This is a genomic window from Spirillospora sp. NPDC047418 (genome assembly GCF_040643275.1).
Lineage (GTDB): Bacteria > Actinomycetota > Actinomycetes > Streptosporangiales > Streptosporangiaceae > Spirillospora.
In genome coordinates this window covers 38,178-52,027 of record NZ_JBEYTW010000042.1, presented here as the reverse complement: position 1 = coordinate 52,027, position 13,850 = coordinate 38,178, and the positions used below count along the sequence as shown (strand labels likewise).

The 13,850-nt window shown below is 71.4% G+C and carries 15 protein-coding genes; 14 read left to right on the top strand and 1 reads right to left on the bottom strand.

Annotated elements, in window-relative coordinates; genetic code table 11:
* The first annotated feature begins 87 nt into the window (after positions 1-87).
* The 9 genes from dop (at position 88) to ABZ806_RS24805 (ending at position 9,031) form a co-directional block, all read left to right on the top strand.
* Positions 88-1,605 (top strand): depupylase/deamidase Dop, encoded by a 1,518-nt coding sequence (dop, locus tag ABZ806_RS24845; protein WP_500219769.1) that lies wholly within the window; start codon positions 88-90, stop codon positions 1,603-1,605.
* Between the two features lie 279 nt (positions 1,606-1,884).
* Positions 1,885-2,094 (top strand): ubiquitin-like protein Pup, encoded by a 210-nt coding sequence (locus ABZ806_RS24840; RefSeq protein ID WP_067638008.1) that lies wholly within the window; start codon positions 1,885-1,887, stop codon positions 2,092-2,094.
* A gap of 106 nt (positions 2,095-2,200) precedes the next feature.
* Positions 2,201-3,340, top strand: a complete 1,140-nt coding sequence (locus ABZ806_RS24835; protein WP_500219768.1) for an endonuclease domain-containing protein — start codon at positions 2,201-2,203, stop codon at positions 3,338-3,340.
* A 194-nt stretch (positions 3,341-3,534) separates the two neighbouring features.
* Positions 3,535-4,380, top strand: coding sequence for a proteasome subunit beta (prcB, locus tag ABZ806_RS24830; RefSeq protein WP_500219767.1), 846 nt, complete (start codon positions 3,535-3,537; stop codon positions 4,378-4,380).
* Positions 4,381-4,401: 21 nt separating this feature from the next.
* On the top strand, positions 4,402-5,166 hold the full coding sequence (gene prcA, locus ABZ806_RS24825) for a proteasome subunit alpha (protein ID WP_500219785.1): 765 nt from the start codon (positions 4,402-4,404) through the stop codon (positions 5,164-5,166).
* 165 nt (positions 5,167-5,331) lie between these two features.
* Positions 5,332-6,690: a Pup--protein ligase gene (pafA, locus tag ABZ806_RS24820; RefSeq protein WP_131941345.1), complete on the top strand. Its 1,359-nt coding sequence runs from the start codon at positions 5,332-5,334 to the stop codon at positions 6,688-6,690.
* Positions 6,691-6,859: 169 nt separating this feature from the next.
* Positions 6,860-7,759 carry an FKBP-type peptidyl-prolyl cis-trans isomerase gene (locus tag ABZ806_RS24815; protein WP_500219784.1) on the top strand — a complete coding sequence of 300 codons (900 nt, stop codon included), beginning with the start codon at positions 6,860-6,862 and terminating at the stop codon, positions 7,757-7,759.
* Positions 7,760-7,834: 75 nt separating this feature from the next.
* Complete coding sequence (locus tag ABZ806_RS24810) at positions 7,835-8,506, top strand: helix-turn-helix transcriptional regulator (RefSeq protein ID WP_500219766.1); 672 nt, start codon at positions 7,835-7,837, stop codon at positions 8,504-8,506.
* A 33-nt stretch (positions 8,507-8,539) separates the two neighbouring features.
* The gene (locus tag ABZ806_RS24805; protein ID WP_500219765.1) at positions 8,540-9,031 is read left to right on the top strand and encodes a DUF3291 domain-containing protein; all 492 of its coding nucleotides are present in this window, start codon (positions 8,540-8,542) and stop codon (positions 9,029-9,031) included.
* Here ABZ806_RS24805 and ABZ806_RS24800 read toward each other — a convergent pair.
* A complete protein-coding gene (locus ABZ806_RS24800) occupies positions 9,028-10,110 on the bottom strand; it encodes a DUF3866 family protein (protein WP_500219764.1) in 1,083 nt (360 codons plus the stop codon). The two genes, ABZ806_RS24805 and ABZ806_RS24800, sit on opposite strands and share 4 nt — an antisense overlap.
* A gap of 96 nt (positions 10,111-10,206) precedes the next feature.
* Between ABZ806_RS24800 and ABZ806_RS24795 the strand changes: the two genes are divergently transcribed.
* The 5 genes from ABZ806_RS24795 (at position 10,207) to tatC (ending at position 13,834) form a co-directional block, all read left to right on the top strand.
* Positions 10,207-11,217 (top strand): helix-turn-helix transcriptional regulator, encoded by a 1,011-nt coding sequence (locus ABZ806_RS24795; protein WP_500219763.1) that lies wholly within the window; start codon positions 10,207-10,209, stop codon positions 11,215-11,217.
* Positions 11,214-12,218 (top strand): helix-turn-helix transcriptional regulator, encoded by a 1,005-nt coding sequence (locus tag ABZ806_RS24790; protein WP_500219762.1) that lies wholly within the window; start codon positions 11,214-11,216, stop codon positions 12,216-12,218. The genes ABZ806_RS24795 and ABZ806_RS24790 overlap by 4 nt, the downstream gene beginning before the upstream one ends.
* A 63-nt stretch (positions 12,219-12,281) precedes the next feature.
* Positions 12,282-12,500 (top strand): hypothetical protein, encoded by a 219-nt coding sequence (locus ABZ806_RS24785; protein ID WP_500219783.1) that lies wholly within the window; start codon positions 12,282-12,284, stop codon positions 12,498-12,500.
* A 26-nt stretch (positions 12,501-12,526) separates the two neighbouring features.
* The gene (gene tatA / locus ABZ806_RS24780; RefSeq protein WP_500219761.1) at positions 12,527-12,916 is read left to right on the top strand and encodes a Sec-independent protein translocase subunit TatA; all 390 of its coding nucleotides are present in this window, start codon (positions 12,527-12,529) and stop codon (positions 12,914-12,916) included.
* A gap of 51 nt (positions 12,917-12,967) precedes the next feature.
* Positions 12,968-13,834: a twin-arginine translocase subunit TatC gene (gene tatC, locus ABZ806_RS24775; RefSeq protein ID WP_500219760.1), complete on the top strand. Its 867-nt coding sequence runs from the start codon at positions 12,968-12,970 to the stop codon at positions 13,832-13,834.
* Positions 13,835-13,850: the final 16 nt, after the last annotated feature.

The following is a 13,850-nucleotide window of genomic DNA, read 5'->3' as shown; positions in this document are numbered from 1 at the left end:
TGCGCACCGGCGCCCACGCCGCGCCACACCCCCGCCACACCCCCGGTCCCGTGGCTCCACCCCCGCGGCCCCGATAGGCTCGACGATATGAGTGTTCGGCGGGTGATGGGCATCGAGACCGAGTACGGCATCTCCGTACCCGGGCAGCCAGGGGCCAACGCGATGGTGACCTCCTCCCAGGTCGTCAACGCCTACCTCGCGGCGTCGGCGGCGCGGGCCCGCAGAGCCCGCTGGGACTTCGAGGAGGAGAACCCCCTCAGGGACGCCCGGGGCTTCGACCTCGCCCGCGAAGTCGCCGACCCCACCCAGCTCACCGACGAGGACCTCGGCCTCGCCAACGTCATCCTCACCAACGGCGCACGGCTCTACGTCGACCACGCGCACCCCGAGTACTCCGCGCCCGAATGCACCAACCCCCGCGACGCCGTCATCTGGGACAAGGCCGGCGAGCGCGTCATGGCCGACGCCGCCCAGCGCGCCGCCCTCGTCCCCGGCACGCACCCGATCCAGCTCTACAAGAACAACACCGACAACAAGGGCGCCTCCTACGGCTGCCATGAGAACTACCTCATGCGCCGCGAGACCCCCTTCGCCGACATCGTCCGGCACCTCACCCCCTTCTTCGTCTCCCGCCAGGTCGTCACCGGCGCCGGCCGCGTCGGCATCGGCGTCGACGGCCGCGGCGACGGCTTCCAGATCAGCCAGCGCGCCGACTTCTTCGAAGTCGAGGTCGGCCTGGAGACCACCCTCAAGCGCCCCATCATCAACACCCGCGACGAACCCCACGCCGACCCCGAGAAGTACCGGCGGCTCCACGTCATCATCGGCGACGCCAACATGGCGGAGCTGTCCACCTACCTCAAGCTCGGCACCACCTCCCTCGTCCTCGCCATGATCGAGGACGGCTTCCTCACCGTCGACCTGTCCGTCGACATGCCCGTCGCCGCGCTGCGGGCGGTCTCCCACGACCCGTCCTGCAAGCACCTGCTCACGCTCCGCGACGGCCGCAAGATGACCGCCGTCCAGCTCCAGATGGAGTACCTCGAGCAGTCCCGCAAGTACGTCGAGGACCGCTTCGGCGCCGACGTCGACGAGATGACCAAGGACGTCCTCGACCGCTGGGAGTCGGTCCTGCACCGCCTCGGCGACGACCCCATGCAGCTGTCCCGCGAACTCGACTGGGTCGCCAAGCTCGCCCTCCTGGAGGGCTACCGCAGCCGCGACGGCCTCGACTGGTCCCACCCGCGCCTGCACCTCGTCGACCTGCAGTACGCCGACATCAGGCCCGACAAGGGCCTCTACAACCGGCTCGCGGACCGCGGCCGCATCGAGCGGTTCGTCACCGAGGCCCAGGTCGAGGCCGCGATCGACGACCCGCCCGAGGACACCCGCGCCTACTTCCGCGGCCGCTGCCTGCGCCAGTACGCCGAGTCCGTCGCCGCCGCCTCCTGGGACTCCGTCATCTTCGACGTGCCCGGACGCGAGTCGCTCCAGCGCGTCCCGACCCTGGAGCCCCTGCGCGGCACCAAGGAGCACGTGGGCGCCCTCCTGGACCGCTGCCGCACCGCGGCCGACCTGGTGGCCACCCTGACCGGCCAGAGCTGAGCCACGGCCTTCGGAGCCGGGCGGCGCACGAGCGCCGCCCGGCTCTTTCGCGTCCATTGGATAGTGTGACAAACCAGCCCTAAAGCCCCGCTGACCTGCGCCAACGGGCGAAGTCTCGGTTTCGTGACCGCTTTGCCCGTTTCACCGGTCGGCGGACCGGCGATAACCCGACCATGCCCCCGGTCCTGGGGTCGGCGGCGGCGAAACGGACGTTCAAGATCCGCTCGCCGGCGAAGATCCCGGCTAGGGTCGGAGGCACCGGCAGAGCGGAGGTACGGAATGGCCACGAAGGACACCGGCGGTCAGAAGCAGACCACCCGGCGCACGGAAGAGGTCGAGGAGACCGAGGCCACGACGACCGAGGACGTGCAAGAGCGCCAGGAGAAGCTCACGGACGACGTGGACTCAATTCTGGACGAAATAGACGAAGTTCTCGAAGAGAACGCAGAGGAATTTGTCCGCGGTTTCGTGCAAAAGGGCGGACAGTGAACAAATCGGACATGGCGCTTACGGCGGGGAGTTGCCTTTTCTCCCAGAAACTCCCCTAATTAAATAGCGCGCAAAGGTCATGGGCGGGGCCGGTAAGGTCCCGCCCATGACGTCGAAAAAGTGCCCGGACTGCGGTGAGGTCAAGCCGGCCTCGGAGTTCTGGAATCGTCAGGCCTCCAGCGACGGACTGGCCTACTACTGCAAGGCCTGCTTCGGTCTGCGCAACAGCCGCTCGTATCGAAGGAAGCAAGCGGGACAGGGGAAGGAGGTGAGGCCTTACCGGAGGCACTCGGAGGTCCCGGAAGGAACGAAGTTTTGCCCGCGGTGTGAGGTGGTCAAGTCCGTCGACGAGTTCGGGAGTAATCGCTCGCGGAAGTCCGGACTCTCCACATACTGCAAGCCGTGCCACAACCAGGTGATCGCAGAGCACAAGCAGGAAAAGCATGGCGGTCAGCGCAACTACATGCTCAAGCTCCGCTACGGCGTGACCGAGCAGGAGGTGGCGCGGATGATCGCCGAACAGGGCGGTGTCTGCGTGATCTGCCTCCGGGCGGAGGCGAAGCACGTCGACCACAGCCACCTCACCGGCCTGGTCCGCCGGATCCTCTGCTTCAAGTGCAACGGCGGCCTCGGCCAGTTCCACGACGACCCCCAGGTGCTTCGCCTGGCCGCGGACTACCTCGAGCTGCGCGGCTCGCACGCGCGGAGGATGCGGATCGAGATCGGTGCTCCGGTGTTCGGAGGTCCGGACCGCGTCCGCTGGGACCCGTTCTGGCGGACGCGTGCGAACAGCCAGCAGTCAGCGCGGCACTACCACCTGCGTGCGAAGTACGGAATCAATGACGAGGACGCGAGGTGGCTCCTCAAGGTGCAGGGGGGCTACTGCGCCGTCTGCGCAGACCTCCCCGCCGAGCACGTCGACCACGACCACAAGACGGGAGCGGTGCGCGGCCTGGCCTGCTCGGGATGCAACACGGGTATGGGACAGCTCAGGGACGACCCGATCGCCTTGCGGAGGGCGGCGGACTACGTTGAGGGGCGGCTCGTCCAGATGGTGCCGACGCCGGACGGCGGCGCGCGGCCGTCGCTGACCGTCCCGGACGTCGACCCGGCGAAGGTGCCCAAGGGCGGCTGGAAGGAGTTCTGGGAGGAGGACGGCGCGTACCGCAAGGCGACGCTGCCGTTCGACGAGGAACTCGACATGCCGACGTTCGACGACTCCGACGGAGCTCTGACGTCTTCCTGATGACGCATCAGTTCCGAGAGGCGTGATGCCCGAGCGCCGGGGCGTGCGTGCGGGGGTGCGGGTCGGGTTCGCCGTGGGCTGACTTGGCGGGGGAGGGCGTGGCATGCGCGCAGGCGACCTTGAACAGTAGGGTCGTAGACGTCCGTGCCGGTGGGGTTGGAGCGCCGGTGCCATGGTGGAGGGAAGGGAGTCGCGTGGCGTCCCACGAATCGCACACCGGACGTCTGCCCGGGTTGTTCGCGAGCCCGGACACGTCGTCGTTCACCGAGTTCCTGGGGGCGTACTCCCCGCAGCTGCTGCCGGGCGGGCGGACGCCGCCGGCGTCGCGGGCGGGGGAGGACATCCCGCACGGGACGACGATCGTGGTGGTGGGCTTCCCCGGCGGGGTGGTGATGGCGGGGGACCGGCGGGCGACGGCGGGCAACGTCATCGCGCAGCGCGACATCGAGAAGGTGTTCCGCGCGGACGAGTTCTCCGCGATCGCGATCGCGGGGACGGCCGGGATCGGGATCGAGATGGTGCGGCTGTTCCAGGTGGAGCTGGAGCACTACGAGAAGCGCGAGGGCCGGACGCTGTCGGTGGAGGGCAAGGCGAACCGGCTGGCGATGATGGTGCGGCAGAACCTCGGGATGGCGATGCAGGGCCTGGCGGTGGTGCCGCTGTTCGCGGGCTATGACGAGGAGCGGGACGAGGGCCGGATCTTCTCCTACGATCCGGCGGGGGGCCGGTACGAGGAGCGGGACTTCCACTCGATCGGCTCGGGTTCGGTGTTCGCGCGGGGTGCGCTGAAGAAGCTGTACCGGGCGGACCTGTCGGCGGAGGACGCGGCGCTGGTGTGCGTGCAGGCGCTGTACGACGCGGCCGATGACGATTCGGCGACGGGCGGGCCCGATCTGGCGCGGCGGATCTTCCCGGTGGTGGCGTCGGTGACGTCGGACGGGTACCACCGGCTGGGCGAGGACGAGGTGGGCGCGCTGGCGCAGGCCGTCGTCGACGGACGTTACGACTCGCCGGGCGGTCCGACCGCCCCGCTGCGATAGAAGGGATCCTGACCGGTGTCCATGCCGTTCTATGTGTCGCCCGAACAGCAGATGAAGGACAAGGCGGACTATGCGCGCAAAGGTATCGCGCGTGGCCGCAGTGTGGTGGTTCTGCAGTACGACGACGGCATCCTGTTCGTGGCGGACAATCCGTCGCGGGCGCTGCACAAGATCAGTGAGATTTACGACCGGATCGCGTTCGCTGCGGTGGGGAAGTACAACGAGTTCGAGAACCTGCGGCTGGGCGGGGTGCGGTACGCCGACATCAACGGGTACCAGTACGACCGCCGGGACGTGACGGCGCGGGGTCTGGCGAACGTGTACGCGCAGTCGCTGGGGACGATCTTCACGGAGACGAACAAGCCGTACGAGGTGGAGCTGGTCGTCGCGGAGGTGGGGGAGGACGCGGAGACGGACCAGATATACCGGCTGACGTTCGACGGTTCGGTGGCGGACGAGCACGGCTATGTGGCGATGGGCGGGCAGGCCGATGCGGTGGCGCAGTCGCTGAAGGACGGCTACCGCGATGGTTCGTCGCTGGTGGACGCGCTGCGGACGGCGGTGCGGGCGCTGGAGGCGCAGGACGCCGACCGGCATCTGGAGGCGACGTCGCTGGAGGTCGCGGTGCTGGACCGCAATCGGGAGCACCGGCTGTTCAGGCGGCTGACGGCGGCGCGGATCGCGGATCTGCTGTCGGCGGCGGACGGCGCCGCGGGGCCGGCCGCCGGGGCGGATGCCGGCGCGGACGGTTCGGCCGGGGCGGCTTCGGAGGCGGACGAGGACTGAGGCGCGGGCCGGTGCCGCGGGGCGCCGGCCGGTGCGGGGCCCGTCGTGGCGGGGGCGGCTGTGGCCGCCTTCGCCGCGGCGGGTTCTTCGTGCGCGCGGGGGCTCGCGGGAAACGGTGGGGTCGAGAGACTGCCAAGTGGGGGTCGCGCCGCATAGGGTCATGGTGTGGACAGGCGCATCTTCGGGCTTGAGAACGAGTACGGCGTCACGTGTACGTTCCGCGGGCAGCGGCGGCTGTCACCGGACGAGGTGGCGCGCTATCTGTTCCGGAGGGTGGTGTCGTGGGGTCGTAGCAGCAACGTGTTCCTGCGCAATGGGGCGCGGCTCTATCTGGACGTGGGGAGTCATCCGGAGTACGCGACGCCGGAGTGCGATTCGGTCGTGGATCTGGTGACGCATGACAAGGCGGGCGAGCGGATCCTGGAGGGTCTGCTGGTGGACGCCGAGCGGCGGCTCCGCGAGGAGGGCATCGCCGGTGACATCTATCTGTTCAAGAACAACACCGATTCGGCGGGGAACTCCTACGGCTGCCATGAGAACTATCTGGTGGGCCGGCACGGGGAGTTCGGCCGGCTGGCGGACGTGCTGATCCCGTACCTGGTGACGCGGCAGATCATCTGCGGGGCGGGGAAGGTGCTGCAGACGCCGCGGGGTGCGGTGTACTGCGTGTCGCAGCGGGCGGAGCACATCTGGGAGGGTGTGTCGTCGGCGACGACGCGGTCGCGTCCGATCATCAATACGCGGGACGAGCCGCACGCGGACGCGGAGCGGTTCCGGCGGCTGCACGTGATCGTCGGTGACTCGAACATGAGCGAGACGACGATGCTGCTGAAGGTCGGGGCGACCGATCTGGTGTTGCGGATGATCGAGGCCGGGGTGGTGATGCGGGACCTGACGCTGGAGAACCCGATCCGGGCGATCCGCGAGGTGAGCCATGACATGACGGGCCGGCGGAAGGTGCGGCTGGCGAACGGCCGGGAGGCGAGTTCGCTGGAGATCCAGAAGGAGTACTTCGGGAAGGCGCGCGATTTCGTGGACGCGCGGGGCGGCGACGCGACGGCGAAGCGGGTGCTGGAGCTGTGGGAGCGGACGCTGCGCGCGGTGGAGACCGGCGACCTGGATCTGGTGTCGCGGGAGATCGACTGGGTGACGAAGTACAAGCTGATCGAGCGGTACCGGCGGAAGTACGATCTGCCGCTGTCGTCGCCGCGGGTGGCGCAGCTGGATCTGACGTACCACGATGTGCACCGCGAGCGGGGCCTGTACTACCTGCTGGAGAAGCGGGGGTCGGTCGACCGGGTGACCCGGGACCTGGACATCTTCGAGGCGAAGTCGGTTCCGCCGCAGACGACGCGGGCGCGGCTGCGGGGCGAGTTCATCCGGAAGGCGCAGGAGAAGCGGCGTGATTTCACGGTGGACTGGGTGCATCTGAAGTTGAACGATCAGGCGCAGCGGACGGTGCTGTGCAAGGACCCGTTCCGTTCGGTGGACGAGCGGGTCGACAAGCTGATCGCGGGGATGTAGCGGGGCCTCCGGTGGGCGTGTCGCGGTGGTGTCCGCGACACGCCCGCCGGGGGCTACCGGCTGGTCACGTGGGCGGTAGGGTGAGCGGGCTGTAGCGGTCGCCGCCCCTCGGAACCCCTCGGAGGACCCCCGTATGCTCCGCCGTTTCCGGTCGTTGTCCTTGGCCGTCGTGCTCGCCGCGCCGCTGGTGCTGTCGGCGGGGTGCTGGTGGGGCGGCGATGGTGTGGCCGTGACGGTGCGGGGTGATTTCGGGAAGGTTCCGGAGGTGAAGTTCCCGAAGGGCGAGCCGGGTGATTCGCTGGCGGTGGAGACCCTGAAGGAGGGGAAGGGGGCGGCGGCCCGCAAGGGTGATCTGGTGGTGGCCGACTATGTGGGTTACCGCTGGAGCAAGGAGGGGCGGAAGCTGCTGGCGAGCAGTTACGTGAAGGGGCAGGCGGGGGCTTTTCCGACGGGTCAGCTGGTGCCGGGGCTGGTGAAGGCGTTCGAGGGGGCGCGGGCGGGGTCGCGGGTGGTGGCGCGGATCCCTCCGAAGGAGGGTTTCGGTGCTGACGGTGATCCGAAGTATCAGGTGGGGTCGGATGACACGCTGGTGTACGTGCTCGATGTGCGGGCGGTGTATTCGAAGACGGCGGGTCCGCATGGGAGGCAGGCGCCGCTGAACGATCCGGGGCTGCCGAAGGTGGCGGAGGCTCCGGTGGGGAAGGCGCCGGTGGTGACGATGCCGCGGTCCGCGCCGCCGGGGAAGCTGGAGGTGCGGGCGCTGGTGCAGGGGGACGGGCCGGCGGTGCGCAAGGGGCAGCTGCTGGTGCTGCAGTACGCGGGGTACTTCTGGCGGAACGGGCAGGTCTTCGATGAGTCGTGGTCGAAGGCGGGTCCGCGTGCGGTGCCGATCGGGACCGGTCAGGTGATGAAGGGCTGGGATCAGGGCCTGGTGGGGCAGCGGGTGGGGAGCCGGATGCTGCTGGTGGTGCCGCCGTCGCTGGGGTACGGGAAGAAGGGGCTGGCGCAGGCGGGGATCAAGGGGAGCGACACGCTGGTGTTCGTGGTGGACCTGCTCGGCGCGAACTGATCGCCGCTGCCTACGTCGCCGCCTCCTCCGTCGCCGCCTTCTAAGCGGTATCCCCGTTGTTCTTAGAATGGCGGGGTGGAGGACATCGACGCGATCGCGCTGCTGCAGGATCCGGTGCGGCGGCGGCTGTACGAGTACGTGGCGGCGCTGGGCCGCGAGGTGGGGCGCAACGAGGCGGCGGAGGCGGCGGGGGTCGCGCGGACCCTGGCCGCGTTCCATCTGGACAAGCTGGTGGACGCGGGGCTGCTGGAGGTGGGCAGCCGGCGGTTGACGGGCCGGTCGGGGCCGGGTGCGGGGCGTCCGGCGAAGGTGTACCGGCGGTCGGGGGCGGAGCGGTCCGTGTCGGTGCCGGGGCGCGATTACCGGACGGTGGCGGGGCTGCTGGCGGAGGCGGCGGAGTCGGCGGGCCTGGACATGGAGCTGCAGGACGCGGCGCGCCGGCGGGGGCGGGCGCTGCGGGAGCGGGCGCTGCGGGCGCCGCGGGAGCGGCCCGGTGGCGTCGGGGAGCTGGCGGAGGTGCTCGCCGAGCGCGGCTACGAGCCGGTCCGGGACGCGGAGGGTGATGTCCTGCGGATGCGCAACTGCCCGTTCCATGCGGTGGCGGAGCAGTTCCCGCCGCTGGTGTGCGGGATGAATCTGGCGCTGCTGGAGGGGCTGGTGGAGGGTTCGGGGGTGCGGGTGCGGATGGATCCGCGTCCCGGCTGGTGCTGCGTGGCGGCCGAACCTTCTAAAAACAACGAGGATTGACATAGAAGCGGGCCCCGTGGTGGGCTGGGGATCATGAACGCAGACACCCGGTGGCATCTCGCCCAGTTCAACGTCGCCACGCTCCGCCACCCCCTCGACGACCCGCGCACCGCGGACTTCGTCGCGCTGCTGGATCCGGTGAACGCGCTCGCCGACGCGGCGCCGGGCTTCGTGTGGCGGCTGGTGGAGGAGGGGCGGCCCGACGCCACCGGGATGCGTCCGGCCGGTGCCGACGTGATCGTCAACTTCTCGGTGTGGGAGTCGGCGGAGGCGCTGTGGGACTTCGTCTACCGCAGCGCGCACCTGGAGACGATGCGCCGCCGCCGCGAGTGGTTCCACCGGCATGCGGAGGCGCACCTGGTCATGTGGTGGATCCCGGCGGGCCACGTCCCGACCGTCGGGGAGGGCCTGGAGCGCCTGGCGGTCCTGCGCGCTCAGGGCCCGTCCCCGCGCGCGTTCACCTTCAACTCGGCCTACACGGCCGAGGAGGCCGCCGGCGCCGGGCCGGCGGCCGTGCGCGGCTAGCCGAGCAGGCCGGCGGTGTGGCGGCCGGCGGCGGCGGCGGCGAGGAAGTAGGGGAGGTCCTCGTCGAGGCGGCGGCCCATGGTGGACAGGCGGACGCCCCAGTCCTCCTCGGCGGCCCGCAGGGTCTCGTGGAGGCCGTCGACGGGGACGGGGACGAGCCGGTGCCGGTCGCCGAGCGGGGCGGCCTCGGCGGCGACGCGGGCGCCGAAGGGGCCGCCGAGTTCGGGGACGGGGATGTCGGCGGCGGCGAGCGCGACGCGGCCGTAGGCGGTGAGGCAGTGGTGGGAGACCCCGATGTGGCGCTCCCGCCTGTCGCCCTCGCTGACGCGCAGGGAGCCGACGGGCCGTCCGCGCAGCACGGACGCGGCGTTGACGGCCTCCCCGGCCGAGACGCCGGAGAACCCCCAGGTCGTGCCGGTGCCGAGATTGCCGGGCCCCTGGGCGAGGACGACGGCGTCTGCGCCGAGGACGAGCCGGGCGGCGAGGAGCCCGGTGTGGACGGTGACGGCTTCGAGGTCGCCGCCGAACGCCTGCCCGACGGTGACGGTGGCGGCGAGGGCGCCCGCGTCCTTGAGCCGGGCGATGGACATGGAGAACCAGGACGGCAGCGCCCCGCCGTCCGGCATGACGTACACGACCCGCGCGGCCGGCCGGGCGGCCAGCAGTGCGGCCAGGATCGGCGGGAGCGCGGAGTGCAGGTCGGCGACGACGACGGGCATGCCGCCGAGGGAGTCGGCGTCGCGGAGCAGGTCGTGGTGGGGGGAGTCCTGCTCGTCGGCGCCGAGGACGGTGGCCTGCAGGGGGGTGTAGCGGGCCTTGACGAGGTGGCCGGGGCCGGTGGGGTCGGGCGGGAGCCGGTCGGGGACCGCGACGACCATCGCGTAGCCGCCGGTCCCGAGTCCCATCGCCAAGGCCGTAGTGTTGAGCAGGACGGTATCGCCCGGTTCGGGCCGTCCCACCAGGGCGGGATAGGCCAGCGCGCGGTGCGTGCCGTCGCCCCCGATCGAGACGTTCAGCTCGACCGCTCCCGGCCATTCGCGGCGGATGTCCTCAACTGTGCCTTTGCGCCATCGGATCACACCGGGAAACGGTAGCGTCCTGCACGACGGCTCGCGGGGACGATCGGCCCACCCGGCCGAGGGCGGGGCCTACGGAGGGAACGAGGTGGTGGCGGAGTGTCGCGGCGCAAGACCGAGCGCCTGCTGAATCTGGTGGTCTGCCTGCTCGCGACCCGGCGCTATCTGACGGCCGAGCAGATCCGCCGGGCGGTGCCCGGCTACCCGGACTCCGACGAGGCGTTCAAGCGCATGTTCGAGCGGGACAAGGAGGAGCTGCGCGAGCTCGGCGTCCCGCTGGAGGTGGGCAGCGACCAGCAGGGCGGCGGCGGTGAGGAGATCGGGTACCGGATCCCGCCGCAGGCCTACGAGCTGCCCGACATCCACCTGACGCCGGACGAGGCGGCGGTGCTGGGCCTGGCGGCGCGGGTGTGGCAGCGGGCGAGCATGGCGGAGGCGGCGTCGGGCGCGCTGCTGAAGCTGCGCGCGGCGGGGGTGGAGACGGACGCGGCGCCGGCGGTGGGGATCGAGCCGCGGGTGAACACCCACGAGCCGGCGTTCGCGGCGCTGTGGGAGGCGGTGCGGGACGGCCGCCCGGTGGCGTTCGACTACCAGGGCATCGGGCGGACGTCGGTGGCGCGGCGGCACCTGGAGCCGTGGGGCGTGGTGAGCCGCCGCGGCCGCTGGTACGTGGTGGGGTTCGACCGCGACCGCGACGAGCAGCGGGTGTTCCGGCTGAGCCGCGTCGTGGGGGAGGTCGCCGCGGACGGCCCGGCGGGGTCGGTGACGGTCCCGGACGGGGTGGACGTGCGGCGCATCGCGTTCGACTGGGGCGACCCGGTGAGCGAGCCGCGGCCGGCGGCGGTGCGGCTGCGGCGCGGCGCCGCGCAGGGCCCGCGCCGGTGGGCCCGCGATGTCCGCCCGGCCGAGGACGCGGCGTGGGACGGGGAGTGGGACGAGGCGGTCCTGACGTTCCGGGACGCCGACCGGTTCGCGCCGTACCTGGCGCGGTTCGCCGACGATGTGGTGGTGCTCGACCCGCCGGATCTGCGGGAGGCGGTGATCCAGCACCTGAAGTCGGTGCTGGCGGGCACCGGCGGGCATCCGGGGGAAGCGGGGGAGGCCCGATGAGCGGCAAGGCGGGGACCAGGGCCGGGGCGACGACGTCCACCGACCGGCTGGGGCGGCTGCTGGCGCTGGTCCCGTACGTGGTGAACCGCGACTCGGTGCTGCTCGGCGAGGCCGCGGCGGCGTTCGGGGTGACCGAGAAGCAGCTGATCGACGACCTGAACCTGCTGTGGTGCGTGGAGCTGCGGGCGCCCGACCCGTACTGCCCGATCGACCTGTCCTACGAGGGCGGGGAGATCACGGTGGCGGAGGCGGAGTCGATCGCGCGGCCGCTGCGGCTGAAGGTGGACGAGGCGTCGGCGCTGCTGGTGGCGCTGCGGATGCTGGCGGGGATCCCGGACCTGGACGACCGGGACGCGCTCAGCCGGGTGATCGCGAAGCTGGAGAGCGCGGCGGGGGAGGCCGCGGCGGTGTCCAGCCAGGTCGCGGTGGAGGTGGACGCCTACGGCGGGACCGCCGACCCGGCCCGCACCGCGGTCGGGGTGCTGCGGGACGCGATCGCGGCGGGCCGCCGCGTGCACCTGACCTACTACGTGCCGGCGCGGGACGAGAACACCGAGCGGGACGTCGACCCGATGCGGCTGCTGGTCGTGGAGGGCAACACCTACCTGGAGGGGTGGTGCCGGCGGGCGGAGGCGGTGCGGCTGTTCAAGCTGGACCGGATCGCCGACCTGTCGGTGCTGGACGTGCCCGCGCAGGTGCCGGACGAGGCCGAGCCGATCGACGTCGACGCCGGCCTGTTCCGCCCGTCGCCGCAGGATGAGGCGGTCACGCTGGAGCTGACGCCGCGCGGCCGGTGGGTCGCCGACTACTACCCGTGCGAGAGCGTGCAGGAACTGGGGGAGGGGCGGCTGCGGGTCGTCCTGCGGACCCCGGACGCGCGGTGGGTGCGGGGCCTGGCGCTGCGGCTCGGAGACCAGGGCCGGGTGGTGGCGCCGGCGGGCGTCGCGGCCGCGGTGCGCGAGGAGGCGGCGCGGGCGCTGGCCCGCTACGGCATGGGGTGAGGGCGCGGGCCGGGAGCCGGGCGGGTCGGGCGCGGCGCGCGGATCGGATACCGTGGCCGGGTGATGTGGGTCGCGGTGTCGGTGTCGCTGGGCTTCGCCGGCCTGGCTGTGCTCGCCTGGTGCGCCTTCAGGGTGTGGCTGGGCGTGCGGCGTTTCGGTCGTGAACTGGAACGCACCAGGCGGAGGCTGGAGCCGAAACAGTCGGCGCTGCGCGATGAACTCTCCCGTATCGAGGACGCCCGGCCGCCACAAACGCCCGGCGAGGGCGTACGATCGGCCTGAGTGCCATTCTGCTGAAGAGGATTGCCATGCCGAACATCGGGACTCCCGAACTGCTCATCATCCTGCTGGTCGTCGTGCTGATCTTCGGGTCGGCGAAGCTTCCGCAGCTCGCCCGGTCGCTGGGCAAGTCGGCGCGGATCCTCAAGGCCGAGACCAAGGGCCTGCGCGAGGACGAGGACGACGCGCCCGCGGACCGGACCGCGCAGGCGGCGGCCCCGGCCCAGCCGGCGGCGCAGCCCGCGGCGCAGGCCGAGGACCCGCGGGAGCGGGCGGCGCGGCTGCGCGAGGAGGCGGCGCGGCTGGACCGCGAGGCGGCGGCCGGTGAGGCCGGCCAGCGGCCGCGCGGCGCGATCGGGTCCGGTGAGCCGATCCAGGGCGTGCCGGTGTCGGACCCGGGCAAGCTCCGCCAGGGCTGAGCGGCCCGGCCGCCGACGATTCCCGCCGACCCCCGAGCCTGAATGCCGACGATGAGACTGAGCAGGCCCGATGCCGCCGCCCCCGACGGCCGCATGCCCCTCATGGACCATCTCCGTGAGCTGCGCAACCGGTTGATCAAGGCGATCCTCGCCTTCGTGGTCGGCGCGATCGCCGGCTGGCTGCTGTTCGACCCCGTGTGGGACTTCCTGAAGCAGCCGTACTGCTCGCTGCCGCAGTCCCATGTGATCGACAAGGACCAGTGCTCCCTGTTCGTCAACGGGATCTTCTCCTCGTTCTTCCTGAAGCTGAAGATCTCCTGCATCATCGGCGCGGTGATCTCCGCGCCGGTGTGGCTGTACCAGATATGGGCCTTCGTCGCGCCGGGCCTGTACAACCGCGAGCGGCGCTGGACGTATGTGTTCCTCGGCGCCGCGGTCCCGCTGTTCTTCGTCGGGACGGCGCTGGCGTACGTGACCGTCGACAAGGGCCTGGCGATCTTCCTGGGGTTCGTCGCCGACGACGTCAAACCGCTGATCACGGTCGACAGCTATCTCAGCTACGTGCTGACGATGCTGCTGGTGTTCGGGCTGACGTTCGAGCTCCCGCTGTTCGTGGTGGTGCTGAACCTGGCCGGGGTGCTCAGCTCCAAGCGGATCCGCGGCCTCCAGCGGATGATCCTGTTCGGCATCTTCGTGTTCGCGGCGGTCGCCACGCCGAGCGCCGACCCGTTCACGATGCTGGCGCTGGCGCTGCCGACCGTGCTGCTGTTCGAGATCGCGGCGCTGCTGGCGTTCCTCAACGACCGCCGCCGGGCGCGCCGCGCCGACCCGTACGAGGGCCTGTCGGACGACGAGGCGTCCCCGCTGGACCTGGACGCGATCGACGCGGAGTTGGAGAAGGGCGACGCCGCCCGCTGACCGCCGCCCGGTGACC

What these genes read in the sequence shown, in the direction of transcription:
- prcA (WP_500219785.1), top strand. Translation starts at nt 4,402, where the DNA reads ATGCCGTTCTATGTGTCGCCCGAACAGCAGATGAAGGACAAGGCGGAC.
- ABZ806_RS24785 (WP_500219783.1), top strand. Translation starts at nt 12,282, where the DNA reads ATGTGGGTCGCGGTGTCGGTGTCGCTGGGCTTCGCCGGCCTGGCTGTG.
- tatA (WP_500219761.1), top strand. Translation starts at nt 12,527, where the DNA reads ATGCCGAACATCGGGACTCCCGAACTGCTCATCATCCTGCTGGTCGTC.
- ABZ806_RS24835 (WP_500219768.1), top strand. Translation starts at nt 2,201, where the DNA reads ATGACGTCGAAAAAGTGCCCGGACTGCGGTGAGGTCAAGCCGGCCTCG.
- ABZ806_RS24840 (WP_067638008.1), top strand. Translation starts at nt 1,885, where the DNA reads ATGGCCACGAAGGACACCGGCGGTCAGAAGCAGACCACCCGGCGCACG.
- dop (WP_500219769.1), top strand. Translation starts at nt 88, where the DNA reads ATGAGTGTTCGGCGGGTGATGGGCATCGAGACCGAGTACGGCATCTCC.
- ABZ806_RS24790 (WP_500219762.1), top strand. Translation starts at nt 11,214, where the DNA reads ATGAGCGGCAAGGCGGGGACCAGGGCCGGGGCGACGACGTCCACCGAC.
- tatC (WP_500219760.1), top strand. Translation starts at nt 12,968, where the DNA reads ATGAGACTGAGCAGGCCCGATGCCGCCGCCCCCGACGGCCGCATGCCC.
- ABZ806_RS24805 (WP_500219765.1), top strand. Translation starts at nt 8,540, where the DNA reads ATGAACGCAGACACCCGGTGGCATCTCGCCCAGTTCAACGTCGCCACG.